Source organism: Pseudodesulfovibrio sp. 7M6 (genome assembly GCF_050058625.1).
Lineage (GTDB): Bacteria > Desulfobacterota > Desulfovibrionia > Desulfovibrionales > Desulfovibrionaceae > Pseudodesulfovibrio > Pseudodesulfovibrio salinus.
In genome coordinates this window covers 3,792,601-3,812,799 of the sequence record NZ_CP188816.1, presented here as the reverse complement: position 1 = coordinate 3,812,799, position 20,199 = coordinate 3,792,601, and the positions used below count along the sequence as shown (strand labels likewise).

9 protein-coding genes are annotated in these 20,199 nt (G+C 62.9%); 4 read left to right on the top strand and 5 right to left on the bottom strand.

What is annotated here, in order from left to right; genetic code table 11:
• Window positions 1–23: 23 nt before the first annotated feature.
• Window positions 24–8,897, top strand: coding sequence for a hemagglutinin repeat-containing protein (locus ACI0FG_RS17700; RefSeq protein WP_419786338.1), 8,874 nt, complete (start codon window positions 24–26; stop codon window positions 8,895–8,897).
• A 91-nt stretch (window positions 8,898–8,988) separates the two neighbouring features.
• Here the strand turns inward: ACI0FG_RS17700 and ACI0FG_RS17695 are convergent, their stop codons facing one another.
• Both ACI0FG_RS17695 and ACI0FG_RS17690 read right to left on the bottom strand, forming a co-directional pair.
• On the bottom strand, window positions 8,989–10,992 hold the full coding sequence (locus ACI0FG_RS17695; protein WP_419786337.1) for a sensor histidine kinase: 2,004 nt from the start codon (window positions 10,990–10,992) through the stop codon (window positions 8,989–8,991).
• A gap of 707 nt (window positions 10,993–11,699) precedes the next feature.
• Window positions 11,700–13,349, bottom strand: coding sequence for an NAD+ synthase (locus ACI0FG_RS17690; protein ID WP_419786336.1), 1,650 nt, complete (start codon window positions 13,347–13,349; stop codon window positions 11,700–11,702).
• 154 nt (window positions 13,350–13,503) lie between these two features.
• Here ACI0FG_RS17690 and ACI0FG_RS17685 point away from each other — a divergent pair, with 154 nt between their 5' ends.
• The gene (locus ACI0FG_RS17685; RefSeq protein ID WP_419786335.1) at window positions 13,504–15,309 is read left to right on the top strand and encodes a 6-hydroxymethylpterin diphosphokinase MptE-like protein; all 1,806 of its coding nucleotides are present in this window, start codon (window positions 13,504–13,506) and stop codon (window positions 15,307–15,309) included.
• A 15-nt stretch (window positions 15,310–15,324) separates the two neighbouring features.
• Here ACI0FG_RS17685 and ACI0FG_RS17680 read toward each other — a convergent pair whose 3' ends face one another.
• Both ACI0FG_RS17680 and chrA read right to left on the bottom strand, forming a co-directional pair.
• A complete protein-coding gene (locus ACI0FG_RS17680; RefSeq protein ID WP_419786334.1) occupies window positions 15,325–16,431 on the bottom strand; it encodes an AI-2E family transporter in 1,107 nt (368 codons plus the stop codon).
• A 121-nt stretch (window positions 16,432–16,552) separates the two neighbouring features.
• Window positions 16,553–17,707 carry a chromate efflux transporter gene (gene chrA, locus ACI0FG_RS17675; protein WP_419786333.1) on the bottom strand — a complete coding sequence of 385 codons (1,155 nt, stop codon included), beginning with the start codon at window positions 17,705–17,707 and terminating at the stop codon, window positions 16,553–16,555.
• A gap of 295 nt (window positions 17,708–18,002) precedes the next feature.
• On the opposite strand from chrA, the gene ACI0FG_RS17670 reads away from it, so the two are divergent.
• Window positions 18,003–18,491, top strand: a complete 489-nt coding sequence (locus ACI0FG_RS17670) for an Lrp/AsnC family transcriptional regulator (RefSeq protein WP_419786332.1) — start codon at window positions 18,003–18,005, stop codon at window positions 18,489–18,491.
• A 45-nt stretch (window positions 18,492–18,536) separates the two neighbouring features.
• Entirely contained in the window at window positions 18,537–19,640 is a 1,104-nt protein-coding gene (gene ald / locus ACI0FG_RS17665; RefSeq protein WP_419786331.1) for an alanine dehydrogenase, read from the top strand.
• A gap of 238 nt (window positions 19,641–19,878) precedes the next feature.
• Here ald and ACI0FG_RS17660 read toward each other — a convergent pair whose 3' ends face one another.
• On the bottom strand, window positions 19,879–20,166 hold the full coding sequence (locus ACI0FG_RS17660) for an integration host factor subunit alpha (RefSeq protein WP_419786330.1): 288 nt from the start codon (window positions 20,164–20,166) through the stop codon (window positions 19,879–19,881).
• Window positions 20,167–20,199 lie beyond the last annotated feature (33 nt).

Sequence of the window (20,199 nt, the reverse complement as noted above, 5' to 3'; positions counted from 1 at the left end):
GACACATCGCGATGCAAGGAATCATGACCCGTAAGATAAGCCGTAAAGGCATGGCCCTCGGGTTCAGGGCATTGGTCTGGTTGCTGTGCTTCCAGCTCCTGTGCCCGCCCCAGCTGGTCCTGGCGGCGGACCCGGTTCCCTCCGGGGCCACCAACACCACCATCTCCCCGGCCGGAAACGGCGTGCCTGTGGTCAACATCGCCACGCCGAACAGCTCCGGCCTGTCGCACAACGCCTATACGAGCTACGACGTCGACACGCACGGCCTGGTGCTGAACAACGGGGACATGAGCGAGGCCTACCGTCAGTCCCAGCTGGCTGGGCAGATCGCCGGAAACCCGAATCTGGGCACGGGCAATCAGGCGAGCATCATCCTCAACGAGGTCACGGGCACCAGCCGCAGCAGCCTCGAAGGCTTCACCGAGGTCCTGGGCGGCAAGGCCGACGTGATCATCGCCAACCCCAACGGCATCACCAGCAGCGGCGGCGGGTTCATCAACACGGACCGCGTCAGCCTGGTTACTGGCAGGCCCACGGTCACCGACGGCGCGCTCAACTATTTCACGGTGTCCGGGGGCGACATCCTCGTTACCGGCACCGGCCTCAACGCCAGCGCCCAGCAGATGCTCGACCTCGTCTCGCGCAAGGTCGTCATCGACGGGCAGGTCAACGCGCAGAATTTGAACGTGACGGCGGGCGCCTTCCGGTGGAACCGTGAAGCGGGACCGACCTCCATCGTCTCACCCGACTACAACCCCACGTGGTCCATCGACTCCACCGCGCTGGGCGGCATGTACGCCGGGAGCATCAAGCTGACGGGAGACGCGGGATACGGGATTGGCATCGGCGTGCGCGTGAAGGGCGAGGCCGCAGCCACGGCCTCCGACTTCACCATCTCGACCGGCGGCAAGATCGAAATCGGCGGCAAGGTCTCGGCCAAGCAGGACCTGTCCTTGACCACGTCCAGCACCAGTACCGACGCCATCGCCATCACCGACGCCAACCTCTCCGCCGAACGCAACCTCGGCATCAACGCCGCTGGCGGCGGCGCGGTGCTCACCGGCGGCAGCCTCATGGCCGGCGGCGAGCTCGCCTACAATCTCGGCGACCTGACGGACACGGCTTCGGCCACGGCAGGCATCACCGACGCGAACAAGCGGTACGGCAACACGGTCACCCTCACCGGTCCCAATCCGGGATGGCTCGACCCCGGGACCTGGGCGTGGAATATCGACGGCGTCTACTACGGCGCGGGCTCCGCCTTGGACATGAACGTATACAGCCTGAACGCCGCCGCGAATTCCCAGGCCACGTTCTACTCCGGCGGGACCATGTCGATCACGTCCACCCACGGCGAGCTCCTGTTCGGCAGCTCCGCGCTCAAATCCGTGGGCGACATGCTCGTGCAGAACGAATACCGCTACGTCCGTTTCGACGACGGGGCCGGGCAAGGCGTGCAGAGCACCAACGGAAACATCACCCTCGTCTCCACCGGCATCAACGGCTACCTGGTCAACAAGGGGATCATCTCGGCGGACAACGGCAATGTGATCCTGCGCGCTTCCGACACGCTGGACAACAGCGGGTCCATCCATGCCGGGGGCCTGCTGGACGCCCGGGGATGGTACGCAGTCATCGACGCCAGCAGGGCCATGACCATCAACAACACGGGTTCGATGCTGGCCGGATCGGTGGCGATGCAGGACATCAACTCGCTTTACGTCACCGGCGGCGGCAAGCTGGAAAGCACCGGCAACATGGATGTGAATGCCTATTCCGTGACCATCGGCTACACGGATGACACGACTTCGCGCATCCTGGCCGCCACTTCGGGAACCGGTGCCGGGGTATTCACTCTCCACAACTCGCTCTGGAATTACGGCGTGTTGCATTCCGGCCATGACCTGACCGTGGACGTGTCGAACCTGTCCATAAAGAACGAGGTCACCGGGGGTATCTCCGCCGCGCACGACATGTTCCTGAATGCCCCGGTCTATGTGGAGAACGAAGGCGCGATCTACGCCGGGAACAACTTGAGTTCGACCACGGACACCTTCAACAACATCGGCAAGTACAGCAACGCCCTCGGCACCGTCGGCGCGGGCAACGACATAACCGTCACCTCCGGCGCCTTCTTCTTCAATGGCGGCCACATCAACGCGCAGCACGACATCACCATAACCGCGCCGCGATTCACCAACGAGGTTCACACGGGCAAGCGGATGTGGGGCCCCGAATCCGAACAGGAGGAGACGTACACCGGCGGCGATGTCTATCATTGCGGCACCTTGGGCGCTTCCACTTGCATCGATACCTACTTCGCGCTCACTTGGACCCAAGAGGAGACGTTCGGGGGCGGCGTGCCCGGCTATTCGCCCCGCATCATCGGCGGCAGCGACGGGACGGTGACCATCAAGGGCTTCGACACCGGGGTCAACCTGGGGGGCACCATCTCGGGCAACGCGGTCAACCTGATCGGCAACACGGGCGCGACGTTCGACAACAGCGATCTGATGGTCGCCACGAAGACATTCTCCCAGTCGAAAACACAAACGCTCAAGGGAGACGACTTCACGTATTCATATGGAACAATCACCAGCGCCGATGGCCCCGCCAAGTCCGCAAAGCGGTCCTACATCCGAGGCAAGACGATCACGGCGACGGGGCTGGCGCTGACCAACACCAGCTCCACGCTCTCCGTCGCCAGCCCGGATTCCCTGACCGCAGCCGGGACGTCCTTCGCGGGCCTGACGCTGAACCTGCCGGGCAACCCCAACGGCATGTACGTCACGGCCAAGGATCCCAGCGCGGGCTATCTGGTGGAGACCAACCCGCTGTACGCCGACATCGACAACTTCCTGGGCAGCGACTACCTGCTGCAGAAATACAACTTCGACTCCGACGAGGTGATCAAACGATTGGGCGACGCCGGGTACGAGACGTTCCTCATCGGCCAGCAGCTGGCCACCAAGACCGGGACCACGCTCCTCCCGTCGTATTCCAGCGAAAAGGAGCAGATGCAGAGCCTCATGGACAGCGCCGCAGGCCAGGCCAAGCTGCTCGGCCTCGAGATCGGCACCGAACTGAGCGAACACCAGCAGTCCCTGCTCAAGGAGGACATGCTCTGGATGGTCGAGACCGTTGTGGACGGCCAGACCGTGCTTGCGCCGGTGGTCTATCTGGCGGCTTCGACCAAAAGGGCTTTCGCCTCGGGCGCGGGAGCCTCCATCTCGGGCAAGAACGTCAATCTCGCCGTGACCTCGCTGACCAACTCGGGCGGCACCATTTCCGGCTCCGACACACTCGGCGTCACCGCCACGGGCAACATCGTCAACAACAGCGGCACCCTCTCCGGCGGCGACGTGGCCCTGACCTCCACCGGCGGCAGCATCGTCAACCGGACGACGGCCGAGACCAGCGGGGACGAGACGGCCACCTCGACGCTCGTGGGCAGTACTGCGGGCATCGTCGCCAAGGGCGACCTGCAACTCGACGCGGCGAAGAACATCGCGAACCTGGGGGGCGATATCGCCGCCGGGGGCGACGCCAGCCTGACCGCGGGCAAGAACGTGGTCCTGGACACCGTCGAAAACAAGACGATCGCGGAGACCCATTTCCACAGCTCAGACACCAGCACCAGCTCCACGAAGCAGATCGGTTCCACCCTCTCCAGCGGCGGCAACCTGAAGGTTTTGGCCAAGAAGGACATTACGGTGGCGGGGTCCGACGTCAGCGCCGGTGGCAGCGCGGATCTGAACGCCGGGAAAAACGTCAACATCCTGGCCCGCGAGGACAGCGCCGAGGTGGTGTCAACCACCACCAATTCGGGCGTCGGCGTGGGCGGCGGCCTGTGGGGCAAGGAGACGTCCACTACCGACCACTCGCAGACCACGGCCTCCGGTTCGACCCTCTCTGCGGGCAAGGACGTGAACCTGTCTGCGGGCAGGACGGCCACGCTCGAAGGAGCCACGGTGGACGCCAAGGGCAGCGTCGCGATTGCCGCCAAGGACGTGAACGTCCTGGAGGCCCGCGACACGGATAGCCTGACGACGCATACGGAAACGACAAGCTTCCTTTCGGTTTCCGGTGGAGAAGGCAACAAGAAGTCCTCCTCTTCCGACTCCTCGGCCGAATCAGGCAAGGTCGAAGCGAGCGCGGAGGCTTCGGCCACCAACGATGCGGGCGGGATCGATTTCAAGACGACCACGGTCACGGATTCCACGGACGACTCGACCACGGCCGTGGCGTCCCGGATCAAGGCCGGGCAGAACCTGACCATTACCGGCAAGAAGGATGTCGTGCTGCGGGGCGCCGAGGTCGCCGCCGGGGGCGATGCCAGTCTTTCCGGCAGGAATGTGGATATCCTGGCCGCGCAGGACACCCACGAGACCTCCAGCACGACCACCACGACCAAGGTCGGCCTTTACGCGAGCACGACCAATTCGGTCAACGCGGAGGCCACGGCCGGGGCCAGTGCGAACGTCGGCACCGGCAGCGCCACGACCAGCGCAGGCGCCACGGCGGTTGCAGGTGCGAAGTCCGAAACGAGCATCGACTTCGTCCGGACCAAGACCACCGAGGAGACCTCGACCGACATCACCAACCAGGGCACGACGCTCGCCAGCGGCGGCAACCTGACCATCAATTCCAAGAAGAATCTCGTGGTGCAGGGCTCGGACCTGAGCGGCGAGACCGGCGTGGACCTGACGGCCAAGGACATGTCGTTCCTGGCCGCAGAGGATAGCCACGAGAGCACCTCCTCCACGAGCAGGACCAGCGCCGGGCTGTACATCGACGGCAAGGCGAGCGCCAAGGCGCAGGCCGCCGCCTCGGCCAACGCGGGGCTCGGCGTCAATGCGGGCGGAAGCGCCTCGATCAGCGGCAAGGCCGAGTTGTCCGTCGGGGTGCAGAGAAAGAGTTCCTCGACCTCCGACGCCGAAGGGAGCACCACGGCGCGGGTTTCTTCCATCACCTCCGGCTCGGGGTCCATTTCCCGCACCGCGGAGAACGGCATCACCGATGTCGGCACCGCCATCGAGGCGGGCGGCGATTTCACCCAGACCGCCAAGACCTACGACAGCCGGGCCGCTGCCAACACCAGCTACAAGACGAGCTCCAGCAAGTCCGATGTCGCCAAGACGGGCGTGTACGCCAAGGGCGAGGCGGGCGTAACGGCCAGCGCCGGAGTCAGCGCGGGCCTGGGCCTGGACGGACGACCCAAGGCGGAGGCGGGCGCCGGGGTGCAGGGATCGGCCAGCGTCGGCGTGGGGATCAAGGCCAGCTACAGCACGGACAGCAGCAAGAGCGCGTCCACGTCCAGCCAGGCCGTCGTCTCGACCATCAAGACCGGCGGCAAGATCAAGAGCACGACCTCCGGGGCGACCACCCTGGAAGGCACGCAGCTCAGCGGCGGCCAGGGGGTGGCGCTCGAAGCGGCTTCCCTGGATTTCAAGGCGGCCGAGAATACCGAAACCTCGTCCTCGTCCACCAGCAACATCAATGGCGCGGTCAGCGCCGGAGTGTCGCGCGGCACGGGCAAGGGCTTCGAGGCCAGCGTCTCCGGCGGCACGAGCAAGACCAAAACCACGGCGAGCTCTTCCACTGCCGTGGCGGGCGGCATCAGCTCCGGCGGCAACATCAGCATCAAGACAAAGGGCGACACCCGGCTGGAAGGCACCAACCTCGCCGCCACCGGCGACACCGGCATCGAGGCCGGAGGCAATATCACCCTCGACGCCGCCCGGGATACCTCGAGCTCCAGCGAAACCTCGTATGACGCCAGCGCCAGTCTTGCCATCGGCGACTCCGCAGGCGGCGGATCGGGCAAGTCGAGTATGGATGCCAAGGTTGCGGGCGGCTACAGCAAGGACACCGCCTCTTCCAGCACCGCCAAGGCGGGCAGCATCGCATCCGGCGGCGCGCTGACCCTGACCTCCGGCAAGACCGTGACCCTGGAAGGCACCAACATGGCCTCCGGCGGCGACGCGACCATCAGCGGCGCGGACGGCGTGAACTTCACTGCGGCCCGCAGCACCTCCGAGAGCTCGTCCACAGGCGTTCGGGCGGGAGTGACCGTCGGCACATCCAAGAAGTCCAATGCCCAAGGTTCCTCCGACAGCAAATCCGCCACGGTGACCGCCGAGGTGGGCCACAGCAAAGCCAAGGAATCGATCGCCGAGGCCGGCAGCCTCACGTCCGGCGGCAACCTCGCCATCAACAGCGGCAAGAACGTCACACTCGAAGGCACGGCGCTGGGTGCAGCCAACAAGGCCAGCATCGATGCCGGAGGCGAGGTCAACTTCAAAGCCGCCGAAAGCACTTCGGAATCCACAGCCGTTGGCGTCGCGCTGTCCGGTTCCGCCTCGAAGACGAACAAGACCCCGAGCACGGCAACGCAGACGCCCGCAGCCAGAACCGGAACCGGCGGCACGCAGGGTTCCGACGGCAGCGCGCAAAGCAACAAGGACCTGGCGACCTGGCAGAAGAATCACGGCACCGTGATGGATGAGCTGAAGGCCAAGCAGGCTTCGAACGCGGGCACGGCGAATCAGCAGACGGGCACCCCGGCGGACCCGGCGGCGACTCCGACCGTTCCGACCACTGAAACCAAGAAATCCGCTGCGGTCGGCATCCAGTTCAGGACCAAGGACCAGACGGTCCAGCAGGCCGGCAGCGTCTCGGCCGGTGCGGGCGGAATCGCCATCAAGGCGGGCGGCGGCGACGTGAACCTGGTGGGGACCAACCTGTCCACTTCGGGCGACGCGTCCGTCACGGCCAAGGACGCCGTCAACATCACCGCCACCAAAAATACGGAGTCCGGCTTCGGCGTGACCATCGCTGTGTCCGCAGACAAGAAGACCGAAAAGCCGACGGCCGCCAAGCCCGCCGGAACGACTGGCGCGGCAGGAACGCCCACCACCCCGACCAAGGCGGCGTCCTCGGGTGCCGCCTCGGGCCAGCAGGCCGGAACAACGGCAAAGACCGGCACAAAGGGAGCGGCCACCCCGCCCACCAAGACGGGTTCGTCCTCGGGTGCCGCCTCGGGCAAGCAGGCCGGAGCAACGGCAAAAACCGGCACGGCATCAAAGGCCGGGACGACGGGTACAACCCCCACGACCACCAAGACGGCATCGACCCCGGGCACCAAGGGGACGTCAGCCAAGACGACCGGGACGGCCTCGTCTCCGAACACCACTTCCGGTCGGCAGGCGGGGGCAACCGCGAAGACCGGCACTCCGGCCACGAAGGCCAAGACCGCAAAGACGGGTTCGTCCTCGGGCGCCGCCTCGGGCAAGCAGGCCGGAACAACGGCAAAGACCGGTACGGCACCGAAGGCCGGGACGGCGGGTACAACCACCACGACCACCAAGACGGCATCGGCCACGGGCCCCAAGGGGACGTCAGCCAAGACTACCGGAACGGCCTCGTCTCCGGGCACCGCCTCCGGTCGGCAGGCGGGAGCAACCGCGAAGACCGGCACTCCGGCCACGAAGGCCACGACCGCAAAGACGGGTTCGTCTTCGGGTGCCGCCTCGGGCAAGCAGGCCGGAACAACGGCAAAGACCGGCACGGCACCGAAGGCCGGGACGACGGGTACAACCACCACGACCACCAAGACGGCATCGACCACGGGCACCAAGGGGACGTCAGCCAAGACGACCGGGACGGCCTCGTCTCCGAACACCACTTCCGGTCGGCAGGCGGGGGCAACCGCGAAGACCGGCACTCCGGCCACGAAGGCCAAGACCGCAAAGACGGGTTCGTCCTCGGGCGCCGCCTCGGGCAAGCAGGCCGGAACAACGGCAAAGACCGGTACGGCACCGAAGGCCGGGACGGCGGGTACAACCACCACGACCACCAAGACGGCATCGGCCACGGGCCCCAAGGGGACGTCAGCCAAGACTACCGGAACGGCCTCGTCTCCGGGCACCGCCTCCGGTCGGCAGGCGGGAGCAACCGCGAAGACCGGCACTCCGGCCACGAAGGCCACGACCGCAAAGACGGGTTCGTCCTCGGGCGCCGCCTCGGGCAAGCAGGCCGGAACAACGGCAAAGACCGGCACGGCACCGAAGGCCGGGACGACGGGGACAACCACCCCGGCCACCAAGACCGCATCGACCCCAGGCACCAAGGGGACGTCAGCCAAGACTACCGGAACGGCCTCGTCTCCGGGCACCGCCTCCGGTCGGCAGGCGGGAGCAACCGCGAAGACCGGCACTCCGGCCACGAAGGCCACGACCGCAAAGACGGGTTCGTCCTCGGGCGCAACGTCGGGCCAGCAGGCCGGGACGACGGCAAAGACCGGAACGACTGGTTCGTCCTCGGGTGCCGCCTCGGGCCAGCAGGCGGGTACGGCGTCGAAGGCCGGAACTGCGGCCCAGATGATCGGCTCCGGCCTTTCGATCGGCACGCCCGGGACGACCGGCACCTCCGGGACTACCGGCACCCAACCTGCAACCTCGGGCGAATGGGAGGCGGAGGCCGGAACCTCCGCGACAACCGCCAAGGATGCCGACAACACTTCGAGCGCATTCATCGGCATCGGCGGTGGTAAGAGCGTCCAGAACCAGGGCGCGGAGATCAGCGCCGATGGGGCCGTGAGCATCACTTCCGGCGGGAAGACGACGCTGGTCAACACCAACATTGAGGCTGGAGCCGGGGAGAGTATCGACGCCGCAGGCGGTATCGAACGCAAGACCGTGAAGGACTCGTCACTCCTGAACGCCGACACCAACTCCGGCGCGGCGGCAGTGAATGAAGGCGTCAGCTCGGTTCCCGTATACGATCAGTCCAACGGCGGCGCGGCCCCGGGAATGGCCCCGGCCACCGGCGTGGTCCCGCCGATCTCCATGAAGAACGTTCAAAATGGCGGCACACCCCCTCCCACTACCCCTTAAATCCCTGCGCGGGGATCGACGAAGCTTCGGCCGTCGGTCCCCGCGCAGGGGTTATCCGGGCTCCCGCAGCGTCCCGGTATCGCCCCGGATGTCAGGATTCGGCGTCTAACGTGGCGGCCACGGCGCAGGGCACGATACAGGTGACGACCGTGCCCCGGTCCGGGCCGTCCGTGATCCGCAGGTCCGCGTCGATGATGTCCGCCCTGTGGGCCATGATGCTGAGTCCCAGCCCGCCCTTGGTGAAGCTCTGCCGCGCGGCCGCTTCGCGCCCGATGCCGTCGTCGCGGACGGTGAGGGTGACGTCGCCCCGGTTGGAGCAGCGCAACGTGATGCGGATGGTCTTTGCGCAGGCGTGCCTGACCGCGTTGGACAGCGCCTCCTGGGCGATGCGGTAGAGGGGGGTGGCATTGGGGTTGGTACACTGGGCGCAGGGACAGTCCTTTTCAAAGGTCACGGTGATGCCGGTGTCCTTGACGATCGAGCATGCCAGTTTTTCCAGGGCAAACCCCGGTGTTGCGGGGATGTGCTCCACAGGCCACAGCCCGTGCGAGGTGCGGTAGGCGTTGTTGGTGGAGGCTTCGAGCATCGCCGTCAGGTCGGCCATGGCCTGGCCTTCCCTGGTGCCCGCCAGCTGATCGGTCAGGATGGCCGCGTGCAGCCGCGCGCCGATGAGTTGCTGGCACAGGCCGTCGTGCAGTTCGGAACTGAAGCGGCGGCGCTCTTCTTCGCTGATGTTAACGATTTGGCACTCCAGCCGGTTCCGCTCTTCAATCTCCTCCAGCAGGGAGGCATTCTTGCGCTCCAGTTCCGCTGAAAGCCGCCCCTCGGCCACCATGGCATGGGTAAACCGTTTGACCAGGGACAAGGACTGGGTGACCACCAGAAAGAACATGCCCGGCTCGAGGAGATACGGACTGTTGATGATTTTTGCGTGGCTCAGGAAGTCGTTCAGACTGGTGAGGAGGAAGACCAGGGAACCCACGAGCAGAACTCCCGCGCCGTTGTGCTTCCGCCACACGCAGACCATGAGCCGCTGGACGTAGTATATGCCATACCCGGCACTGACCAGCATGGTCAGCGCAATGTATTGGGAGATGTGGTAGTCCGAGGCAAAGGGGAGCAGGACGACGAAGATGCCCAGGCGAATGTCTACGACATACCGGACCACGGTGTGGAATTCATCCGGGTAGAGGGATTTGAAGAACCGATAGAGAAAGGGCCCCAAAGCCAGGTAGCAGAAGAGCGGGAAGTAGAGCGCGAGGGGAGGTGGCAGTGGCGGAAGGAAGCGGTTCACGACCCACAGTGACGTATTGGAAGTGGTGCAGTATCCAAGCATGAACAGGCAGTATATTCCGAAGTAAAGGGCCGACGACAGGTTCCGATTCTCGTGGAACAGGTACAGGTGGTACACAGCCACTATCAGCAGGCAGCCGGCAAAAAGCAGGGATACGGCCCACTGCCGATCGACAGTGGCTTTCAGCAGGCCGGGAGGCGCGATCTCGATGCTTTCCAGCACGCCGCCTTCGCGGAAATGGTGGTTGGATACCTGGAGCACCAGTTCCACGGCATCGTCTGTCGGCTCGACTTCGGCCAGCACCAGCGAGGTCCGCGGGACCTCCTTTTCCGCGTTCAGGCCGATGGTCCCGCTCTGCGCCACCAGTTTCCCGTCAGCCCAGAGCTTGTAGGCCATGGTGATGTCGAAGAGGCGCAACTCGACCCGCCGGGCGTCTGGCCAGAGCTTGAGCCGCAGGCGGAAGGTGGCCTGCCCGGTGCCACGCAGCTTTTCCCCGTCGAGAGGATATCCCTTCCATGTACCGGGAAAGGTGAGATAACGGGGCGTGTCGGAGGCCTCACCCTCCGGAGCAAAGTCATCCGGGGTCAGAAGCCGGTCCCAATGGAATTCCCACTGGCCGTCGAGGGGAGCCGGACCGTTTGCGGTCGGATCATAGCTCCGAAGGTCGAGGATTCCGTTCCTGGCCTGGGGGGTGGGACGTGAAGGGAACAGATGCCAAACCAGAACGAGCAGCCCGGCCATCGCCAGGAATGCGATCGTCGGAAGAATTCCTGCGCGCAAATTCAATTGCAAACTGTTCATTCACGTTACCTTGCTGTGAAAGCTGCCCATCTTGGTTCGGTAATGGTTTCACGATGCTACAAAGTGAACCGAAACTTATCAACACGTATGTTGAAATGGCCGCTCGAGTCTGGAAACACGGAAGCATCGGAAGACGCCGCCATTCGCCGTCAAAGCGCGCTGGCTGACGAAGAATCAGGGCCGCCTTGCGAGAAGTGAATCAGACTATTGTTTGCATCAACTCGAATGGTTAAAGAAAAACGCCGTATATCTGTGTGAAAGAATGTGTAAAACCATTTCCGAGATCACCGAAAATCATCAAGGATCACCATAGGTCACCCAAAAGTAACCCCCTGTCAGGATTGAAAAACAAGGCCATGGGCGACTTTTCAGAAACGTGGTGGGTACTTTTAAGAATCCCATTGCCGCTTCGCGGGAAGAGAGAGTTGCCAAAAGATTGTTAGCAAAGGCTCGGCGGGTATAGAGTCAACAGGAATACCCGAGCATATTTGCCAATTAAATCTTGGCTCTGCCCTCAATTCCTTAAAACCAAACCGATACCAAGACAAAAGCGAAACCATCCGTCGCCGTGCGCCTAAGACGTTCTGCGGGTTACCCCCTCCCGCGAAAGCGAAAAATGGATTCTCAAGGCCATAGCCTTGAGCAGGTCCAGGACAGCGTCCTGGTCCCGCCGAAGGCGACCCCCGGTAGGGCCGCCGGAGGCCTTCTTACAGATTTCGTTTGCAGGCGAGCGGCATACGCCAACCGGTACCGAAGGAGCGGGAGGTGAGCTTGATGCCGGGTGCGGCCTGACGACGTTTGAACTCCGCGCCGCGCACAAGGGAGAGCACCCGGCCGACGGTATCGGGATCAAAGCCCTGGGCGATGATCTGATCCGAGGTCTGGTGGTGCTCGATGTGCCGGGAAAGAATGGCGTCCAGAATGTCGTAGGGCGGCAGAGAGTCCTCGTCCTTCTGGCCGGGCCGCAGCTCGGCGGACGGGGGCTTGGTGAGAATCGCCTCGGGAATGTGGGGGGCGATATTTTTGTTGTACCAGTTGGCGAGGCGGAAAACGGCGGTCTTGTCCATGTCCGAGAGTACGGCAAAGCCGCCGGACATATCGCCGTAGATGGTGCAGTACCCCACGGCGAGTTCGCTCTTGTTGCCCGTTGTGAGCAGCAGGGTGCGAAACTTGTTGGACATAGCCATAAGCAGGTTGCCCCGGATGCGCGACTGGATGTTCTCCTCGGTGGTGTCCTCGGCCAGCCCGGCAAAGGGTTCGGCCAGGGTATCCATGTAGGAGCGCATGATCGGCTCAATGGGCAGGGTGTAGGTCTTGAGCCCGGCGCTCTCCGCCAGGGCAAGGGAGTCGTCGATGGAACCCTGGCTGGAGTACGGGGACGGCATGAGCACGCAGATGACGTTCTCCGGCCCGAGGGCTTCGGCCGCGACAACGGCGGTCAGAGCGGAGTCGATACCGCCGGAGAGGCCGACCAGGGCGGAAGAAAACCCGGATTTTCGGGCATAGTCCCGCGTGCCCGTGACCAGGGCCTGCCAGGTCTCGGCCTCGCGGCAGAGGTCGGGCTCGTCGAGCGGCAACCGGCTCGCGCTGTCCACGATGAACACGGACTCATCGAAGGCCGGACCGCGTGCGACGAGCGAGCCGTCGGGACCGAAGGCAAGGGAACGGCCGTCAAAGACCAGATCGTCGTTGCCGCCGACCTGATTGGCATAGACCAGCGGGACGCGATATTTGCGGGCCACGGCCGAGAGCATGTCCGTGCGCAGGGCTTGCTTGCCCAGCGAGAGCGGCGAAGCGGAAAGATTGACGAGCAGGTCCGGGGCGTGGGCGGCGGCTTCATCCAGGGGATCGCGGGCATAGGTGCGGCGCTCCCAATAGTCCTTGTCGTTCCAGGCGTCCTCACAGATGGTTACGGCGATGGTGTGCCCGGCAAAGCGCAGGATGTTGGCTTCCGGGTCGCCAACGGGCGCGGGTTCGAAATACCGGGCCTCGTCGAACACGTCGTAGGTGGGCAGCAGGGTCTTGCGGAAGACGCGGCTGATCTCGCCTTTTTCGCACCACAGGGCGGCATTGAAGACCGGCTTGCCCGAACCGGCGTTTGCATCCACACAGCCGAGCAGCAAGGGGGCGGCGTCCGCCAGCTCTTTGGCCAGGGCCTCGGCCCGGCTGCGGGCGCGGGCGACAAACGCATCATAGAGAAGAAGGTCACGCGGAGGATACCCGATGAGGGCCAGCTCCGGGGTCAGACAGAAATCCGCCCCAAGCGCGGTTGCCTTGCGGGCCGCTTCAGCTATGCGGGCCGCATTGCCGTCCAGGTCGCCTACCACGGGGTTGATCTGAAGCACGCCGATTTTCATGGGGCTCTGATACGCCAAAGACGCTTTGCGGGCAACCGGAGAGACTCACCCCGCCTTGACAACTTTCCGTCCGGAGGTCATTTTCGACCATACTGTAAACCCGGCGTAGGAAGCGTTCCCGACGCCTTGCAAAGCCCACCCGACAGATAAATCTATGGAAAACTCCAAAATAGCAGCCCTGGTGGAAATCGGCATTCTCTGCCGGGCCGAAGACGTACCGATCCATGGTGACGGCGGCCCGGATTCGGGACCGCACACCTATGTGGACCACACTCAGCTTTGCCGCTTCGTCAATCCGATCTTCAAAAATCCGTTCGAGGATAACCGCCTCATGGCCTTCAACTTTTTCGAACCGGGAACGACGGTGGCTCAAGCAGCGGAACTGACGCAACTGTTTGTTTTTATCGGTGCGGCGGATACGGAGGAATTCCGGACGGCCATGGCCCATAAGGACGCACTGGTCTTTCTGTTCGAATTCGACCAACGAGTGCTGGTTGAATTTGTGGAAGGAGTGGGGCTGCCCCGACTCAACCGCGAAGGTTTTTTCCTTTTTACGGGTGATCCCTACACGTACAATCCGGCCCTGATGGAGATACTGCCGAGCAAACTGCTCAAGAAGGGCACCCCCGCAATATTCCAGACAGACAGAATCCGAAAGCATTACCCGGAGATGGCGGACCGCGTCGTCGAATATATGGAAATCCTCCATTTTCGGCACTCCATATACCCTGTAAGTGGCCAGTTCCTGAGCCGCTCCTACCCCATCCGGGAGATCAAACGGGACCTCATCTTTGACCAGCAGGTTCATGGGTACGCAAACATCCCGGATTACCTGCGTTTTCCTCAGCTGCTACAGCTCAGGGACAAAATGGCGGGGAGCAGCGCCATCCTGGTGGCGGCCGGGCCGGACCTGATAAACAAGCTGGAGTATATCCGCGAGAACCGCGACCGGTATGTCATAATTGCTGTCAACAACGCGCTGAAGCCGCTGGTCAATGCGGGCATCCATCCACACTTTGTGATCATTAATGACGTATCGCTGGATTCAGGCAAGGCGTTTGAGAACACCCCCCCCATGCCGGATACGATCCTGGTCGGCCTCGCCCTCAGTGATTTGGGGGGCGATCGATTCAGGCAAAAATTCATCTTTGAAAACTACAGGCCGGATATATTCGGCTCCCGGGAGTGCCTGGAACTGCATGGCTCGGTCATTTCCACGGCCTTCAGTCTGGCCGTTTATCTGGGATGTACCAGCGCCGCGCTGGTAGGGGCGCAGCTCTGCTCGGACAACCCCTGGGGACTGAACTATGCCAAAGGCACGGGCAAGGAAATCAGCGAGGAGCAAAAGCCGCTTATTCACAGCTTTCCCCAGCTCTGCCCTGTTGCCGCCCCTTCCGGCGAAACGCTGTATACCACGCCCAACTTCCGTGATGCGGCTCTGTGGCTTGCCGAAACCATTCGCCTGTCCAAGGTCAAATGTTACAACACAACGAAACAAAGCCTGCTTTTCGGGCGCGGCATAGAATACAATGAGGCCCCCGAAATGGAAGGCGGAGATATAGGCAAGGCCCACGCGGCCCTGTTCGACATAAAACCGGCCGCCGCGCCTGACGTGTACAGGGCAATGGACTTTATCAACAGAGAGATCGACCTGTGGTGCAATGTGCGGGACGTGACTGCCAGCTTGCTTGAATTGGACGGACCAATGTTTCTAGTGAAGGGCGGAGCCGTCATGGAGCAGATGGACAAAAACAACATCAGCTATCTGGTGCAGCGATTCAAAGGATTCGACAACCATCGGTTTACCATAGACTATTTCAAGAAAAATGAATTAAAGGAAAGAGGTCTGCGATATTATCTGGAATCCGTCCACCACATGAGCCGAACCCTGCTGCAACGGCTAGCCACAGCAATGACCAAGAGCCGAAAACTGGCCAAGGAATCCGGACGGCGCTTCTAAAAAAAGATGACTGACTTACGCCTGCGTTTCTTCTGAGGAGAGCCAACGCCGGTACCAGGAGAGGCACAGGCAGGTCATGGGCAGGGCTACCAAAAGGCCGAGAAAGCCGAGGAGCTTGCCCCATACGGACAGCGAGAGCAGGATCATCCACGGAGTAAGGCCCATGCTCTCCCCCTGGATGCGCGGGACAAGGACGAGATCCTGGATGGCCTGAACAACGCCGCAGACAAGCAGTACCAGTCCGGCCCCCACCAATGGGGAACCGCCGGTCTCCAACGCGGAGAGCAGGCCTACCAGTATGGCCGGGATAATGCCCAGCGTCCCCAAATAGGGGGCGATGTTCAGGATGCCGATGAGCATCCCCAGCACCACGGCCAGAGGCAGGCCGATAAGCAGAAAACCGATGGACAGGAGCGCGCCCACAATGAGGGCGATGACGACCTGACTGCGAAAATAGCGACGCATGGTGGCCTCGAACTCGGCCGCAAAACCGACGGCCCGCTCGCGCCAGGATTCGGGCAGCAGGCGCTGCCACCCATCCCGAATATGGCCGAAATCAGCCAGCAGAAAAACCAGATAGAGCAGGATCACCCCCAAGCTGACCAGACCGCCCAGTACTCCCAGTGTGCTTTGCAATACGCTGCCGACACCGGGCAGAAGATGCTCGGTCCCGGTCTTGAGCAGGTTCCTTGCCCCCTCGCCGGTGAACAAGGCTCGCACATCCGGCCGGGCGGCAAAATCGCGCAGCCATTGCCACAGGTCGGCGGGCAGAAATTCGCGCACCCGGTTCGCCAGCCCCGAGTTGTCCGCAAGCTGCTGCAAGACGCTTCCCATGGCCGAAAACTCGGCAACGATCCGGGGCACCACCAGCCAGACAAGCCCGACTGCCAGCGCCACCAATCCAAGCACGGTCAGGAGCACGGCCAGGGCCCGACTCCGCACCAGCCGCTCCAGGGCCACGGTCACGGGGTTGAGCAGGTAGGCCAGCAGCAAGGCGGCGACAAAGGGGACCAGGGCATCGGCCAGATAGCCGAACAGCCAGAGGATTCCGGCAAAGACGGCCAAGGCAAGGACCATGCGGACCACCCGATCAAAAGTATATGGTTTGTCGGCTTCAAACATGGATTACCCCGGCGGATAGGGTTGCAGGACAAGCGGGAAACGCTACGGACTCGGCACCGGCCCCTGTCTCTCCCCTGCCTAGGTAGCAGCAGCGCCGATTTTGTTCAACAGGGAAGCGTGATTAGAAAAGCAGGACAGCGATTCCGGCCCCACCCAGAACGACCCACAGAATGTCCACGCCAAGCCGAAGCGCCACAAAGGCGGCCAGCGCCAGGGCTGCCCCGGCCGGACTCCAATGGGTAGCGACCAGAAAACGGGCGGCCACGGCGGCCATCAGCCCGACCAGGGAGACGAGACTGCCGCGCAATGCCCGTCGGGCCAAGGTCGAATGGACCAGCCTGTCGGCAAAGGGCGTGACCGCGCACAGGAAGATGAGCGAGGGGGAAAAGACCGTCACCGTTGCCACCACGGCTCCAACCAGTCCGGCCACGGCATAACCCACAAACGCGCCGGTCATGACGATGGGACCGGGCGTGATCTGCCCCAGGGCAAGGCCGTCCATGAACTGTGCTCCGGTCAGCCAGCCGCGCACCTCAACCACTTCATGCAACATGAGCGGCACCGACACATAGCCGCCGCCATAGGCGAAGCAATCAATCTTGACCATCAACACCCCGAGATGAAACAGCGCCGGGGCAAAAACAGCCAGCACGCCCAGAAAAAGCAGCAACCCGGCCAGAAACAGCAGCGCGGCGGCAAGGGGACGGCCCTCAACCTTTTTTGCTGCCTGCGCAGTGGGGAGCGCGTCGTCATCGCAGCACAGAAACAGGGCCAGCACGCAGACCGCTACCAGAGCCAGGATCGGATTGCCCTTAAGCCCCAGCCAGACTCCGGCCAGCAGGGCCAGCACCTTGGACGGTAAAGTGTCGAGATAGCGCCGGGCGAAATTGACGGCCGCGTGCAGGATCAGGGCGATGACCACCAGTTGCAGCCCGCTGAAGGCAGCGGCCACGGCAGGAATGTCATGGGCCGAGAAATAGAAGACGGAAAGAACGGCCATGAGCAGAAACGCGGGCAGCCCGAATCCGACATAGGCGGCCAGGGCACCGACCCCGCCCCGGGCTCGCAATCCCACATAGGCCGAAACCTGCATTGCCGTGGCTCCCGGGATGAGCTGGCATACGCTCATGCCCAGGCGAAAGGACGCCTCGTCCAGCCACTTTTCCCTATCCACCGCCATGGCCCGGATATAGGGCACCATGGCCGGTCCGCCAAAGGCAGTCAGGCCCAGACGCAAAAAGCGGGCAAAGATATCGGGAAGTGAAGGTCGGGACATAGCTTCATTTCAATGCCACGCCGCGACAGCGGTGGCAATCCCCCCAGCCCCATGGAATGGAATGTATACTCATACGCAAAAGAACGTCCGAAGCGGACCGGTCCGGGCAGCCTCAGAGGCGCAAGAATGGAGGCCCCCGCTTCCAATAATAGAATCATCGACGTGACGTCGTCTTGCCAATTTTGTTTTATAGCCCCTCAAATTAAAAAATTGTTGACAATTCTTTTACCGTTTAGGTAAAAAGTGCATAGATATTTTTTCTGAAAGAAAAAAATACATGGAACCGGACAAAGAAATGAAAAAAGCGCTCGATGCCAACGACCACAAGCTTGTCTCCGCCCTCAGCGCGGACGGCCAGCTCTCCCCGGCCCGCATAGCCGAAGACATGGGGGTCACCGCGCCCACAGTGCGTTCCCGGATGCGGAACCTGATCCACGCAGGCGTGCTCAAGATAGCCGGACTCGTGGACCCCATGCGAACCCGCGGCCTGACCGTGGCCCTGGTCGGCATATCCCTGCACAGCCACGAACAGCTCGGCGAAAAACTCGAGCAGATCAGTGCGCTGCCGCGCGTCAACTGGTGCGCCGTGGTCACGGGCCGCTACGATATCATCGTGGAAATCATATGCTCGGAAGACATAGGTGATTTATACGACTTTCTGGACCAGGACCTCTCCAGCGTGGGTGGCATCAATTCCAGCGAGTCCTTTGTCGTCATGAAATCGCGGCGCAAGTGGGTCTATCTGCCCGACGCCGTGGTCGAATCCTTCAATAATCAACCTTAAGGCCGCTCTCGGCGGCGCTGCATCGAACAAAGAGGAGAGTCCCCCATGATTATCGGTATCCCCAAGGAAATCAAAACCCTGGAAAATCGCGTTTCCATGACCCCCGCCGCAGTTTCTTCCCTGGTCCGCCAGGGCAACGAGGTGCTGGTCGAAGCCGGCGCCGGTCTGGGCAGCGGCCTGACCGACGAAGAGTACGAAGCCGCCGGTGCCAAGCTGGTTTCCGCCAGCGAAGCCTGGGCCACTGAAATGGTCATCAAGGTCAAGGAGCCCATCGAGAGCGAGTTCCGCTACCTGCGTGACGACCTGCTCCTGTTCACCTACCTCCACCTGGCTGCCGACCCGGCTCTGACCAATGCCCTGCTCAAGGCCGGAACCATCGGCGTCGCCTACGAGACCGTCCGCTCCAAGGACGGCACCCTGCCCCTGCTGACCCCCATGTCCGAGGTCGCCGGCCGTATGGCTACCCAAGTGGGTGCCAACCTGCTGGAGAAGACCCTGGGCGGCCGCGGCATTCTGCTGGGCGGCGTCCCCGGCGTCACCCCGGGCGAGGTCCTGGTCCTCGGCGGCGGCATTGTCGGAACCAACGCGGCCCGCATCGCCATGGGCATGGGTGCCCGCGTGACCATCCTCGACCTTTCCCACGCCCGTCTCCAGTATCTGGATGACGTGTTCCAGGGCCGCATCACCACCATGATGTCCACCGAGCCCAACATCCGCGAGCTGATCACCCGCGCCGACCTGGTCATCGGCTCCGTACTGGTGCCCGGCGCCAAGACCCCCAAGCTGGTCACCCGCGACATGCTGCCGCTGATGAAAGAAGGCTCCGTCATCGTCGACGTCGCCGTGGACCAGGGCGGCTGCGTCGAGACCAGTAAGCCCACCACCCACGACCATCCGACCTTCATCATCGACGGCGTGGTCCACTACGGCGTGGCCAACATGCCCGGTGCCGTGCCCAGAACCTCCACCTTTGCCCTGGTCAACCAGACCACTCCCTACGCCATGCGTCTGGCCGCCAAGGGCGTGGATGCACTCAAGGACGATCCGGGCCTGATGCTCGGCCTGAACACCTACAAGGGCAAGCTGACCTGCCCCGCTGCCGGTGAAGCGCTGGACATCGACGCCATCGCCCCTGAAACCGCTTTCTAAAAAGCACTTCCGCCTCTCATGAGAAAGCGCCTCCGGACCGTTTGGTCCGGAGGCGCTCCTCTTTTACGCCATGGGCACATGCCGGAGAATGGTCTCCTCCACGCCATGAACGCAAAAAGGTCAAGTCCCGTACGATCTGTTCACGTACGGGGTTTGACCTTTCTTGCCATTGTAAGATCACGCGGCAGGCCGCAAAGGACTGCCCGGTGATCCAAGCCGACCGTCGAAGGCCTGAAGGCTAGGACGGATTCAGCTCGGCGCGGAACTTGCGGGACAGCCGGAACACGACCACCTTGCGCGGGGGCAGGGTGATGGTCTGGCTGGTCTGGGGATTGCGCCCCTTGCGAGCCCGTTTGTCATAGGCCTCGAACTTGCCGAAGCCCGAGATGAGAAGGGCGTGGTCCTTCTTCACGGCGCTTTTCATGATATCAAGGATGGTCTCGACCAGATCCTTGATCTCGGCACGGTTCTTGTCGGTGCGTTCGTAGATGTAGTCCACGATACCGGCTTTGGTAAGAGTGCTCATTGATCGCCTCCAAAAAAAGGGTTCACTGACAGA